The sequence below is a fragment of the Steroidobacter sp. genome (assembly GCF_016790065.1).
GTDB lineage: Bacteria > Pseudomonadota > Gammaproteobacteria > Steroidobacterales > Steroidobacteraceae > Steroidobacter.
Map to the genome: position 1 here is coordinate 1 of NZ_JAEUPY010000232.1, position 11,985 is coordinate 11,985.

The 11,985-nt window shown below is 61.4% G+C and carries 11 protein-coding genes and 1 other RNA gene; 4 read left to right on the top strand and 8 right to left on the bottom strand.

What is annotated here, in order from left to right:
- Positions 1 to 65: 65 nt before the first annotated feature.
- From ftsL to rsmI, 5 genes are all read right to left on the bottom strand, one after another.
- Positions 66 to 332: a cell division protein FtsL gene (ftsL, locus tag JNL55_RS09970; RefSeq protein WP_293852550.1), complete on the bottom strand. Its 267-nt coding sequence runs from the start codon at positions 330 to 332 to the stop codon at positions 66 to 68.
- Positions 329 to 1,258 carry a 16S rRNA (cytosine(1402)-N(4))-methyltransferase RsmH gene (rsmH, locus tag JNL55_RS09975; protein WP_293852552.1) on the bottom strand — a complete coding sequence of 310 codons (930 nt, stop codon included), beginning with the start codon at positions 1,256 to 1,258 and terminating at the stop codon, positions 329 to 331. The genes ftsL and rsmH overlap by 4 nt, the downstream gene beginning before the upstream one ends.
- A gap of 12 nt (positions 1,259 to 1,270) precedes the next feature.
- On the bottom strand, positions 1,271 to 1,726 hold the full coding sequence (gene mraZ / locus JNL55_RS09980) for a division/cell wall cluster transcriptional repressor MraZ (protein ID WP_293852554.1): 456 nt from the start codon (positions 1,724 to 1,726) through the stop codon (positions 1,271 to 1,273).
- 444 nt (positions 1,727 to 2,170) lie between these two features.
- An RNA gene (gene rnpB / locus JNL55_RS09985) (RNase P RNA component class A) lies at positions 2,171 to 2,557 on the bottom strand.
- 55 nt (positions 2,558 to 2,612) lie between these two features.
- Positions 2,613 to 3,497: a 16S rRNA (cytidine(1402)-2'-O)-methyltransferase gene (gene rsmI, locus JNL55_RS09990; protein WP_293852555.1), complete on the bottom strand. Its 885-nt coding sequence runs from the start codon at positions 3,495 to 3,497 to the stop codon at positions 2,613 to 2,615.
- Between the two features lie 72 nt (positions 3,498 to 3,569).
- Between rsmI and JNL55_RS09995 the strand changes: the two genes are divergently transcribed.
- The 4 genes from JNL55_RS09995 (at position 3,570) to JNL55_RS10010 (ending at position 6,952) form a co-directional block, all read left to right on the top strand.
- Complete coding sequence (locus JNL55_RS09995) at positions 3,570 to 5,453, top strand: penicillin-binding protein activator (RefSeq protein ID WP_293852557.1); 1,884 nt, start codon at positions 3,570 to 3,572, stop codon at positions 5,451 to 5,453.
- Positions 5,454 to 5,577: 124 nt separating this feature from the next.
- Positions 5,578 to 5,946, top strand: a complete 369-nt coding sequence (locus tag JNL55_RS10000) for a YraN family protein (RefSeq protein ID WP_293852559.1) — start codon at positions 5,578 to 5,580, stop codon at positions 5,944 to 5,946.
- Positions 5,947 to 5,950: 4 nt separating this feature from the next.
- Entirely contained in the window at positions 5,951 to 6,136 is a 186-nt protein-coding gene (locus JNL55_RS10005; RefSeq protein WP_293852561.1) for a CPXCG motif-containing cysteine-rich protein, read from the top strand.
- Positions 6,137 to 6,184: 48 nt separating this feature from the next.
- On the top strand, positions 6,185 to 6,952 hold the full coding sequence (locus JNL55_RS10010; protein ID WP_293852563.1) for a hypothetical protein: 768 nt from the start codon (positions 6,185 to 6,187) through the stop codon (positions 6,950 to 6,952).
- Positions 6,953 to 6,971: 19 nt separating this feature from the next.
- On the opposite strand, the gene JNL55_RS10015 is transcribed toward JNL55_RS10010, so the two are convergent.
- The 3 genes from JNL55_RS10015 to JNL55_RS10025 all read right to left on the bottom strand — a co-directional run bounded on the left by JNL55_RS10015 (position 6,972) and on the right by JNL55_RS10025 (position 11,862).
- On the bottom strand, positions 6,972 to 7,733 hold the full coding sequence (locus tag JNL55_RS10015) for an inositol monophosphatase family protein (protein ID WP_293852565.1): 762 nt from the start codon (positions 7,731 to 7,733) through the stop codon (positions 6,972 to 6,974).
- 55 nt (positions 7,734 to 7,788) lie between these two features.
- Positions 7,789 to 10,620 (bottom strand): serine hydrolase, encoded by a 2,832-nt coding sequence (locus tag JNL55_RS10020; RefSeq protein ID WP_293852567.1) that lies wholly within the window; start codon positions 10,618 to 10,620, stop codon positions 7,789 to 7,791.
- 138 nt (positions 10,621 to 10,758) lie between these two features.
- Positions 10,759 to 11,862 (bottom strand): helix-turn-helix transcriptional regulator, encoded by a 1,104-nt coding sequence (locus JNL55_RS10025; protein ID WP_293852569.1) that lies wholly within the window; start codon positions 11,860 to 11,862, stop codon positions 10,759 to 10,761.
- Between the last annotated feature and the right edge of the window lie 123 nt (positions 11,863 to 11,985).

An 11,985-nucleotide genomic window follows, 5' to 3' on the forward strand; every position in this document is an offset into this window, starting at 1 on the left:
GAGCACGAACCGCAGGCGACCGCGGTATTGCTCTGGGGAAAAATGTTTGCCTTCGTCGCGACGGATCATGGCTTCACGATCCGCACTTCATCGGGGCGCGGCACGACCATCTGCAAATTGACGCGCGCGGTTTGTTCGACGCGCCCATGCATGGCCCAGGCGCTCTGTTCCAGCTTCAGCTGGCCCCACTCGATATCCAGCCGGTCGCGCTCGGCGTGCAACCGCTGCAACTCGATGAACATGCTGCGGGCTTCGTGCTTGCTCCACACGACCGCAATCGCGGCGCCGAGCAATGCCACCCACAACACCGACATGGCGACCCGGCCGCTCATGCCGCCACCTTTTCAGCCACTCGCATCACCGAGCTGCGCGAGCGCGGATTGGCAGCGACTTCGGCTTCGTTCGGATGAATCGGCTTGCCGACACGGCGCAGTTTCGGGCGGGCGTGCGCAGGCACGTCGGGCAAGCCGGCGTACACGGGATCTTCCTGCGACTGCTCCTGCATGAAACGTTTGACGATGTTGTCTTCCAACGAATGGAAACTGATCACACACAGGCGGCCGTGCGGCGCCAGTGCGCTCAAGCTGCCGGCAAGGGCAGCTCGTATTTCCTCGAACTCGCGATTCACCTGAATCCGAATGGCCTGAAACGTGCGCGTCGCCGGATGTTTGCCCGGCTCCCACTTGGGATTCGCCTGCGAAACAATTTCCGCGAGTCGCAACGTGCTAACGATCGGCGCCTCACGACGCGCCTCGACGATGGCGCGCGCGATGCGCTTCGCAAACTTCTCCTCACCGAAATCACGAAGCACGCGAGCGATCTCGTGCTCCGGCGCCTTCGCCACGAAGTCCGCAGCGCTCGCGCCGGATGTCACATCCATGCGCATGTCGAGCGGACCGTCCTGCATGAAGCTGAAACCGCGTTCGGCATCGTCCAGCTGTGGCGAGGACACGCCGAGGTCGAGCAGCACGCCGTCGATGGCGCCTTCCAGCCCCATCTGCGCCACTACCGTGCCCAACCGCGAAAACGCACTGCTCACCAAAGTCATCCGCCCATCGTTGGCGAAGCGTTCGCGCCCAGCGGCGATCGCTGCCGGGTCCCGATCGAATGCAATCAGCGCTCCCTGCGGCCCGACGCGCTCCAGAATCGCGGCGCTGTGCCCGCCGCGACCGAACGTGGCGTCGAGATAGCGGCCGCCCTCGCGAATATCGAGCGCGACCAGCACTTCCTGCAGAAGCACCGGTGTGTGCGACAACATGACCGGGGCCACTTACAACGACAGCGATTCGAGTTCGGGTGGCAGCTCCTCGGCGGTCTCGTCGACCTTCAGCCACTGCTCGCGGCTGTCGTTCCACAACGCCTCGTCCCACAACTCAAACCGGTTGCCTTGACCGATCAGCATCGCGGTACGCGACAGCGTCGCGTACTCACGCAAGCTCGGCGGAATCAGGATGCGACCGGAGGTGTCCAGCTCCAGGTCCGTGGCGTGACCAATCATCAAACGCTGCAAACGCCGTGCGACCGGATTCAAGGTCGGCAAGCGACGCAGCTTCAGCTCGATCTCTTCCCACTCCGGCAGCGGATAAATGAGCAAACAGCGATCGGCGCGATCTACGGTCGCGATCAATCGCCCGTTGGAACGCTCTTCGATGCGCTCGCGGTAGCGCGTCGGCATGGCGAGCCGACCTTTGCTATCGAGAGTGACCTTGTTTGCGCCCCTGAACATGCCCCACTAACCCCACCGAAGATCCACACGTTCCCACTTTTTCCCACCGATTTGCACTATAGGTACCGTGATGTCTCGGGTCAAAAAAATTTGGGGCATTTCCTGTTTAGCGACAGGCACTTAGAACGTGAACCTGCTCCCCAGCAGCCGAAATGAAAAATCCGCCTTGACGAATATCAATGAGTTAGGAAATGTTCTTTGCGTGGCGCTGCACGAATACCAGGGTTTGCCCGCACCTGTGATTCCAACCAGTACAGGGAAAACCTTAACGCGCTGAAATGCGCAATTGCGGGGCAGAAAGCGGCCGGATGGCGCCTCAATCGGGGCCGATTATGGTTTCGGCATTCGTGAGGATTTTATCGACAGTTATTGGTAAATCAGCTGGCAGGTGTCGCTACCAGCTGAATGACATTCAATAAAACTTGACGATGTCTAGAAGTGGGGAAAAGGAGTCGGCCGATAAGCCGGGTTCTGTCGTGGACAACCATTCATCTGCGATACGCGTCACCGCGTACCTCCAGCGACCTACCCGGGAGTCTGTGTGGGCCACACATGCAATCGAGTCCGAAGACTCCACTGCGCGCTCCCCTATTTGGTCTTGCTCCGGGCGGGGTTTACCGTGCCGCCGAGTGTTACCACCGACGCGGTGCGCTCTTACCGCACCCTTTCACCCTTACCGTCGTCTGGCCGAAACCAGACGCTTAGGCGGTTTGCTTTCTGTTGCACTTTCCGTGGACTCACGTCCCCCAGGCGTTACCTGGCGCCTTGCCCTAGGAGCCCGGACTTTCCTCCACCCTTGCAAGCAAGAGCAGCGGTTGCCTGGCCGACTCCAGCGCGCATGATACAGAAGCGCCGAGCCCGCGCCGGGCTAACTTGCGCGACAAAGTTAGTCTTCGCGCTTACTTCCGCCCAGCTGCATAGCGCGCGCGTATAGGTCAGCGCGCTTTTCTCCCGTCAATTTCGCAGCGATTTTTGCCGCTTGCGATGGTGGCAACTCTTCGAGCAGCGCGCGAAGAAGCTGATCGGCGTTGAGACTCTGCGCCGTGCTCTTGGGTGCGGTGTGGCCAGTCACGATGATGACGATCTCACCTCGCGCCATATCGGCATTTTGCTCGGCGATTTCGCATAAATTCGCGAGCGTGCCGGTGTACGTCGTCTCAAATTTTTTGGTGAGTTCACGACTCACCGAAGCGCTGCGCTCAGCACCGAACTCCGCCGCCAGATCGCGCAAAACTTCGAGCAAGCGATGCGGCGCTTCGTAGAAAATCATCGTACGTTGTTCATCGATCAGTTCACGCAGTCGACTCACGCGAGCCGCAGTTTTCGCGGGCAAAAAGCCTTCGAACACGAACCGATCGGTGGGCAATCCGGCAATCGACAACGCCGCAATGGCTGCGCACGGCCCCGGTATCACTGCGATCGAAACACCGCGTGTGCGCGCTGCTGCGACCAAATTGAAGCCTGGATCGCTGATCAGCGGCGTGCCCGCATCGGACACCAGCGCAATGGCTTCGCCCGCGAGCAGTCGCGCGATCAACGTCTCGCTCTTGTGCATCTCGTTGTGTTCGTGCAACGAAGTAAGGGGCGTGTCGATGCCAAACGCTTGCAACAATTGTCGGGTGTGCCGCGTATCTTCAGCGGCGATCAGCTGAACGCGCGCCAACACTTCGCGAGCCCTCGTGCTGAGGTCGCCAAGATTGCCAATCGGCGTGGCTACGACGTACAGCGTGCCGGGCGCTACCGCAGGCTCCGTGCTCGATCCAGCGCTCATGCACTCACTCTTCTGGGACGCATAACTTCTATAATGCCGGCACGCGGCGCATGCCGAGAGGTTGCAGTGGAAATGAATGGCACAAAGACGGCTCGAGTGGCGATGACCTGGCTCATCTCCATCATACTGGCGATTGTCGTCACCGCATGCACCCCGCCCGTCGTCCAGGACCAATCGCCCGGCGCCACCGCCGATCGACAGGCCGGCCAGGCTGAGGCGCTGTCCCGGAAAGGCGACTATCGTGGCGCTGCACGTGCCTACGAAACCATGGCGGCTCAACAGCCGGGTGAGCTGCGCGATCGCTTCTTTTTGCGGGCTGCGCGCGAATACGTCCGTGCTGACGACACTGCTCAAGCCACGTCGCTGCTGAATCAAGTCAGCACTTCGCTGCCTCGTGCCGATTTCGGTTTGCGTTCGTTGGTGACGGCGGAACTGGCTTTGCGCGGCGGTCGTGGCGACAAAGCCCTCGCCGAACTCGATCGGATTCCTCAGCCCGTTCCCAGCGAGTTGACTCGCGATGTGCTGGAGGTGCGCTCTCGCTCGTTGTTCGCGCTGAATCGACCGGCTGCCGCGGTGAGCACCGCGCTGGAGCGTGAACGCACGCTAAGCAGCCAGGACGAGATTCGCGCCAATCAGCGCTTGATCTGGCAGGGTTTGCAAAAGAGCGCCGCCGCCAATGCCGACTTCACGCCGCCGGCGGGCGCGAGTCAGACGCTCGCGGGTTGGTTGGATCTGGGTCGCGCGGCCCTGGTCACTGCGCGTAATCCGTTTTCTGCGAACGAAGATATCGCGCAGTGGCGCACTCGCTATCCGTCGCACCCAGCGAATTCGTTGATCACTGAAGATGTGTTGCCGCAGTTGGGCGTCGGTTTGAATTATCCGACTCAGATTGCGTTGATTCTGCCCTTGTCCGGACGTCAGCAGGCTGCTGGCATGGCTGTGCGCGATGGCTTCCTCGCCGCGCTGCTACAGCAGGAGTCGAGCCGGCGGCCGGTGTTGAATGTTTATGACTCGGCGGAGATGGGAGCCAGCACTGCTTATCGTCGCGCTGTTGCCGATGGCGCGCAGTTCATCGTTGGTCCGCTGACCAAGGATGAGGTCACTGCGATTGCCAGCTCCGGCGAGACTTCGGTTTTGACGCTCGCGCTGAATCAGACTGCGGACAACGTTGCTCCGCCGCCGCTGTTGTTTCAGTTCTCGCTCGATCCGGAAGAAGAGGCACGACAAGTTGCTCAGCGTGTGGCTGCTGATGGACGCATGCGAGGACTGGTGATGTTACCCAACAATGAGTGGGGCCAACGTGTGTATCGCGCGTTCGACGCGGAGCTGAAGACGCTCGGCGGCGATATTGCCGGCATGAAGTTTTATGATCCGTCGGCGCGGGATTATTCGCAGCCCATTACTGAGTTGCTGTTGATCAACGAGAGTCGCGCTCGCGCCAATGCGTTATCAGCGACGCTTGGTCAGCGATTCGAATTTGAGCCCCGCCGGCGTGGCGATGCGCAGTTTGTTTTCATCGGCGCACAGCCGGTGCAAGGTCGGTCGCTGCGTCCGGGATTGAGCTTTCATCTTTCCGAAGATCTGCCGGTGTATGCCACGTCGGATATTTTCGAGCCGGATTCGCAGGCGAATAACGATCTCGAAGGCGTGATCTTCCCGGATATGCCTTGGGTCATTTCTCCCGATGCTGCTTCCACTCAACTGCGCACTGCGCTTAGTCGTCACTGGCCCGTTCGCGCTCGCGGCCGTGGTCGCTTGTACGCCTTCGGCTTCGATGCGTGCCGCATCGTGCCGTTGTTGAAAGCCGGCCAGTTCGGCAGCCAACACGCCATCCCCGGCATGACCGGCCTGCTGTCCATCGACGACAAAGGCCACGTCAAACGCGAACTCGACTGGGCTAAAGTTTCCGGCGGCCGCGCCCTGCCGCTAGGCACAGCCGCAACGGCGGCGAGGTAACCCCCGCCACCGCGCACGAATACACAAATAATCGCGAACAATCTCCGCCGGCGCCATGCCAAGCTCGCCGCCGGGCATGAGGTCATGCCTGCCACGTTGGGAATGACGAGCTACGGAGACGATCATGGACGATCGCGAGCGCAAAGCCATTGGCTTGCTGGGCGAGGAGCTGGCGCTGCGCCATCTGCAACAGCACGGCTTGAAACTCCTGATTCGCAATTATCGTTGCAAAATGGGTGAGCTCGACCTGGTCATGATGGATGGCAACACGCTGGTCATCGTCGAAGTCCGCTATCGGTCCAGCAAAGACTACGGCGGCCCCGCCGCTTCGATCGATTGGAGGAAACAAAAGCGCCTGGCGCTAGCCACCGAGCATCTGCTGATGAAAAAGCCCGAACTCCGCCGCCACCCTGCGCGTTTCGACGTCATCGCAATCACGGCCGGCAAAGCCGAACACGAAATCGACTGGATCAAAAGGGCCTTCTGGCTGTAGCACCATGCTCGAAACCACCGCTGAAACCACTTGCCCTCATTGCGGCGAAGTCATCACTCTGTTCCTGGACCTGTCCGTGGAATCGCAGGAATACATCGAGGACTGTTCCGTTTGTTGCCAACCGATGACCGTCTGCTACAGCGCCGACAATGGCGAGCTCACCGATTTGAGAGTGGAATCGGGGAACTGAGACGTCCGCCCGCTGCGGCGGGCTGGCACACCGGGTAAGGTCGCCAGCATGTGGCGCAATCTCCGCATCCTGGTGCTGTTGCTGATCCTGCTGATCGTCGCGCTGAACGCCTATTTCGACCGCGTTTATTCCACCGACTGGAACACCCCATTACGCGTCGCGGTATATCCGATCAACGGCGACGGCAGCGCCGAAGCCGATCAGTTCATCGCCGGCCTGCAAGCCGATCGTTTCGAGAACTTGGAAAAATTCTTCGACCAGGAAGCACGCCACTGGGGCCTGACCCTGGAACGCCCCGTGCGCTTCCGAGCGGCACCGCAGTTACACAGCCAGCCTCCGGCCCTGGCCAGAAACGCGAACATGTTAGGCGTGGTCTGGTGGAGCCTGCGGATGCGTTACTGGGCATGGCAGACGCCCGACCCACCCGGCGCGCCGGATGTGAAGTTGTTCGTCGTGTATCACAACCCAGCACTGACACCGACGCTGAGTCATTCCGTCGGCATGCAGAAAGGGTTGTATGGCGTGGTGAATGTATTCGCCGAGCGCTCCATGATCGGCTCGAACGACGTCATCACCGCGCACGAGTTGTTACATACGTTGGGTGCGAGCGATAAATACGATCCACGCACCAGCCAACCGCTGCACCCGATTGGCTATGCGGATCCGAGCAAGCAGCCGCTGCTGCCGCAAACCAGCGCCGAACTGATGGGCGGTCGCATTCCACAATCGGCGACCGAATCCGAAACGCCGGAGTCGTTACGACAAGTGCTGATCGGTCCGATGACCGCGGCGGAAATTCGCTGGTCGAAGCAGTAACCGCTCAGGCGAGGAAAAATCAGCTCAGGGCGCCGAGCACGGTCGACTGCAACTTACCGTTGCTCGCCAGCACCGACGTGGTCTCCAACGTCAACGCCTTGCCATCGAGATCGGTGAATGTGCCACCGGCCGCGGTGACGATTACCGAGCAGGCGGCGATGTCCAGGATGTTCACGTCCGACTCGATCACCACATCGATCTTGCCGGCCGCCAGCAAGTGATAGTGCAAAAAGTCACCGTAGCCACGGATGCGATGCGCTCGGGCCACCAGCTTGCCGAAACGATCCCACTTCGGTCCGCTCGCCAACGTCTTGAGATTGCCGGCGGAAATCGCGCCCAGCTCCACCGAATCGATGTCGCTCACCTTGAGCGGCTTGTCGTTCAACCACGCACCCTTGCCGATCTCGGCCCAGGCGAGTTCGCCGTACACCGGCGCGGACGACACGCCGACGATCAGCTGACCCCGATGCATGAGCGCGATCTGAGTCGAGAAGAACGGATATTCGCGCACGAACGCTTTGGTGCCGTCGATGGGATCGACCAGCCACAGGTACTCGGCGTCGATGGCGCTCTGGCCGGTTTCTTCGCCGTAGAAGCCATGCGAGGGGAAGCGGGAGCTGATGATGCCGCGGATGACCTTCTCGGTCTCGACATCGGCGTCGGTCACCGGCGATTTATCGGCCTTGATGGTGACCTGCAGATTGCGCTGATAGTAGCGGCGGATGACTTCGGCAGCCGCGCGGGCGGCTTCAAGGGCGGTGTCTAGGAACGGCGAATTCATGGCGGGCGGTACACTGGCCGGCAAAGGCCGACAGTGTACCGCCAACCCGGTAGCCTCAGGTGCGCGGCGACGCCGACAGCACGCGGCCCGACAGCGTCAGAGTGCGCTTGCCGCCATCCACGGCCGCACGGCCGTTCACCAGCACATGATCGATGCCGCTGGGATACTCGTTGGGTTCCAGGAACGTGGTGTTGTCCTTGAGCGTGGCCAGGTCCAGCACCACCACGTCGGCCTTCATGCCGGCAGCGATGCGGCCGCGATCCTGAATGCGCAGAATCTCTGCCGGCAGGCCGCTGGCCGAGCGCACAGCGTGCTCCAGCGTGTCGACACCGAGCTGCTGCGAGTAATAGGCCAGGCGACGCGGATAGCTGCCGAAGCAACGCCGATTGGTGTTCTCGTACTTCTTGTCGCCCACCGCTTCTTCCGGCAGCACCACCCAACCGTCGGTCGACGTCGCCGCCCAATCCGGCTTGTAGAACGCCGCGATGTCTTCTTCAGCCATGCTGAAAGAACGCATCTTGGCGCCGCCGCGCCAGCTCGGATTGCCTTCCTTCTGGAGCGCAATGGCCAGCGCGACCTCGTCGAGCTTGCGCATCTTCATCAGCTCGGCGTAGCTCTTGCCCACGTACTTGGCGTTGGGATATTCGAGGATACGCACGTTCTCCGGTCCGCCCTTCAATGCGAGCTGATGTTTGACGTCGCGCGCCAGATCGTTGCGACGCTTGGCATCGGCCTTCTTCAACGTTTCCGTCAGCGTCGCCGCGTAGTCGGCCTTCTCACCTTGTTTCGGCCGCTGGCCGCTGCTGATGGCCCAGTCGGGCAGCGCCACGAACGTGCCGTCCGAACCGCTGCTGTCGTAGGGATAGATGTCCATATAAATCTTCGAACCGCGATCGCGCGCGGCCTGCAACCGATCCACGATCTTCTGCGCCTGGCCGCGATAGCCCGGCCCCCATGCCTTCATATGTGTGAACACTGCGGTGACGCCGGTCTGTTCGGCGACCGCCAAGGTTTCAGCAATCGAATCGTCCAAGGTCGGCGGCGAGTCGCCATCGATGCTCGGGCGATACCACATCGGCGAAATGCCCTGGCTGCGCAAGTGAGGAATGAAAATGCCGTTGTATTCGGCGGCGACTCGCGCCAGCTCCACTTCCTCGTTCAGATCGGAATAGCGCGCGCTGAAATATTCGACGCCCAACGACAAACCGAACGAGCCTTGCGACGCCATGTCCTGCCGCAGGATTTCCTGCATCTGGCGAATTTCCGCGGCGTTGGCCGGGCGCTTCATATCGCCCGTCATCACCTGCTCGCGCAGCGCGTTGTGACCGTTGGTCAGCGCGACATTGATGCCGATGCCCGCAGCCGCCAGCGCCTGGCGTTGTTCGTATAACGGAATGACCTTGTCGTCGGCGGTGTGCGCCTGATAGCCGTCAGGATTGGATAGCGTCGTAGTCACACCCTGCGCCACATAGTTCTGTGCAGCCCGGCGGCGAGGATCCTTGGACAGCAAGCCATCGTCCACGTCGGCCGTGTGAGCGTGCAGGTCGATGAAACCCGGCGTCACGATCTTGCCAGCGGCGTCGATGGTGCGAGCCGCGCCGGCACCGGACAAATCGCCGACCGCGACGATGGTGTCGCCGGTGATACCCAAGTCAGCCTTGAAGCGCGCCTTGCCGCTGCCGTCGACGATGGTGCCGCCTTTGATCAGCACATCGAAGCGATTGGCTTGCGAGACTTGCGCGCCCGCAGGAAGAAACATTTGCGCCAGCGCGTCCGCCGCGGACTCGACACTGACCTTGCCGCTGTCGCCATTGATGTGCAGGGCCACCACCACGTTCTGGTCCCGGTAGTTGAGCAGCATGCTGCCGGTGCCCTTCACGGCGCCCGAGTGCCCAGCATACGCACGGCCTGACGCATCTTTACCGACTCGCCAGATCAGCGCTTGGCTCAAACCACGCGATGGCGACGGCTTACGTTGGCTCTTGCCCTCTTCAGGCGGAGTCTGAATGTCCGGCGCGAGCTGCAAGCGATACATCTCGGCCAGCGACTTCGCATTCAACAATTTGCCGGCATTCAACGCGCTGGCGAAGCGCAGCAGGTCTTCATCAGTGGAGATCATGCCGCCGCCGGCATATTTGTAACTGACGTTCTCGTCCTGCGCGTTCTCCCACTGACCGCTCTTGCGGTTCAGCTCGTAACCCTTGCCGCGACGAGCCACGATGCGCGCCGGGACGTCGAACTGGGTGTCGACCATGCCGGCCGGCTGCCAGACATTCTTACGCAAGTAGTCTTCGAAGCCCTGGCCGCTGGCCGCTTCGACCACGGCATGCAACAGGTTGGTGGCAAACGAGGAGTACATCCAATATTTGCCGGGCTCGAACATCAGCGGATCGTCGCGCCAGAAGCGGGTGGATTCTTCGATGTTGTCGTACTGACGGAACGACAGCACTTCGGCCGGGCCGAATTCGCCGTCCTTGTAATGACGAATGCCGGAAGTGTGAGTCAGCACCATCCGCAGCGTGATGGGCTTTTGTTTCTTGGGAAACCACGGCGCCCAGGTTTGTACCGGCGCATCCAGGTCGAGCTTGCCCCGCTCCACCAGCTGCATGACCGCGACCACGGCCTGAGTCTTGGAAATGGAGCCGATGTTATGAACGCTGCGGCCGTTCTGCGGCATGCCACTTTGCAGATCGGCGATGCCGTAGCCGCCCGAGAATACGATCTCACCGTTGACCGCCACCGCGGCGGACACGCCCGGCGCGCCCGAATCGGTCTGCAAGCGCTGCAGGTAGCCGTATATCTGACCTGCGTCGAATGCCTGGGCCGCGGCCCCAGCAAAGACCAATACCAAAGCGAACAGCCATCGCCGCTGGGAACGCCACATCATGAGTCAACCTTTGGGGAAGCACCCGGCACGGGCACATTCGACCGATTCTGGTCCCGGCCCGAGCAAGCGAACATCAAAGAAAACACCCAAAGCGCCGCGGGCCGAAACAGCCGGCAGCGCTGAGTGCAAGCGCTGGAATCAGGACAGGGCTTTGACCAGCTGCGCGCGGCACACCAGGCCGAGCTTGCCGAAAATGGCATTGAGCTGCGACTCGATGGTCCGGCGAGAGCGCGACAAGTGCTGCGCGATCTGTTCGTTGCGCAGCCCTTCGGCCACCAGCAACGCCACCTTACGCTCGCTCGGCGAAAGCTGATTCAGAACTTCGCTGGCGCGCTCACGGGCCGCCGGACGCTCGTCCGCGGCAGCGAACTGCAACAGATAGCACGGCTGCAGCTGCAGGCCCGAGCCGAACCAGCTCGAGTCGAGCGTGACGGACAAGTTCGCATCCATAGGATGGCGCAGCGTTTGCGCCGCCTCGTCGGGCTCCGCAAAGCGACGCGCCTTGATGACACGCATCAGATCGGCGGACAGCTCATCCGCATCCAGCGGCACACCCAACGCCTGAGCCCAACGCGCCGACAAGCGACGACCATCCGGCGTGGCGAACAGTACGTTGCCGCGTGCATCGGTCAACAAAGTTGGGGCCGCCGAACGCTGCAAGGCCTGCTCATAAGCGAACGACCTGAAACGCTCTTTTTCCAAGGCGCGCAAACGGTACAAGCCGGCGTCGATGGCTGGATAGATCTGTTCCAAGAAGCTGAGCTCATCGGCGGTGAACTGCGCCTGCCGCGAGCTGCGCCGGATACTGAACACCGCTTGCGGCACGGTTTCATTCCAGAACGCCAGATGCACGAATTCGCACCACTCGTCCGAGCCCGCCTCTTGCGCCAAACGGCGGGCGTGGGCGTGCGGATCTTCGGAAGCGATTTGCGAAAACGTATAGAGCTGAATTTTCGGATGGCTGGCCAGGAACGGCCGCGACACGGTCAGGCTGGTAGCGGGCACATAGCCGGGCTGAAGCGCAGTCTGCACATGATGGCGCGCGGCCACCGGCTGATAGTCATCGATGCCCAGCATCAGACTGCAGGAATGATGATGCAAACTGGTCTGCACCAGCTGCAAGCTGCTTTGCCACAGCCCTTCCAGGTCGATGGCCCGCTGCACAGCTCCCAGCCCTTCGTTCACCGTCCCGGCACATCCATGGGTTGGGCTGGCATTCGCTCGCAACTCGGTCGTCAACATCGCAGTCTCCGCAGCCCCCGCTGGTAAACACTGTCATGCGTGTTTTTTGGCGAGAATGCAGTGCTGGGCAGGCCTTGGCAAGGCTTACCCGTTCGGGAACGATTATTGACCGACCAGAATCAG

What these genes read in the sequence shown, in the direction of transcription:
- JNL55_RS10005 (WP_293852561.1), top strand. Translation starts at nt 5,951, where the DNA reads ATGCTCGAAACCACCGCTGAAACCACTTGCCCTCATTGCGGCGAAGTC.
- mraZ (WP_293852554.1), bottom strand. Translation starts at nt 1,726, where the DNA reads ATGTTCAGGGGCGCAAACAAGGTCACTCTCGATAGCAAAGGTCGGCTC.
- JNL55_RS10000 (WP_293852559.1), top strand. Translation starts at nt 5,578, where the DNA reads ATGGACGATCGCGAGCGCAAAGCCATTGGCTTGCTGGGCGAGGAGCTG.
- JNL55_RS10015 (WP_293852565.1), bottom strand. Translation starts at nt 7,733, where the DNA reads ATGAATTCGCCGTTCCTAGACACCGCCCTTGAAGCCGCCCGCGCGGCT.
- JNL55_RS10020 (WP_293852567.1), bottom strand. Translation starts at nt 10,620, where the DNA reads ATGATGTGGCGTTCCCAGCGGCGATGGCTGTTCGCTTTGGTATTGGTC.
- ftsL (WP_293852550.1), bottom strand. Translation starts at nt 332, where the DNA reads ATGAGCGGCCGGGTCGCCATGTCGGTGTTGTGGGTGGCATTGCTCGGC.
- rsmI (WP_293852555.1), bottom strand. Translation starts at nt 3,497, where the DNA reads ATGAGCGCTGGATCGAGCACGGAGCCTGCGGTAGCGCCCGGCACGCTG.
- rsmH (WP_293852552.1), bottom strand. Translation starts at nt 1,258, where the DNA reads ATGTTGTCGCACACACCGGTGCTTCTGCAGGAAGTGCTGGTCGCGCTC.
- JNL55_RS10025 (WP_293852569.1), bottom strand. Translation starts at nt 11,862, where the DNA reads ATGTTGACGACCGAGTTGCGAGCGAATGCCAGCCCAACCCATGGATGT.
- JNL55_RS09995 (WP_293852557.1), top strand. Translation starts at nt 3,570, where the DNA reads ATGAATGGCACAAAGACGGCTCGAGTGGCGATGACCTGGCTCATCTCC.
- JNL55_RS10010 (WP_293852563.1), top strand. Translation starts at nt 6,185, where the DNA reads ATGTGGCGCAATCTCCGCATCCTGGTGCTGTTGCTGATCCTGCTGATC.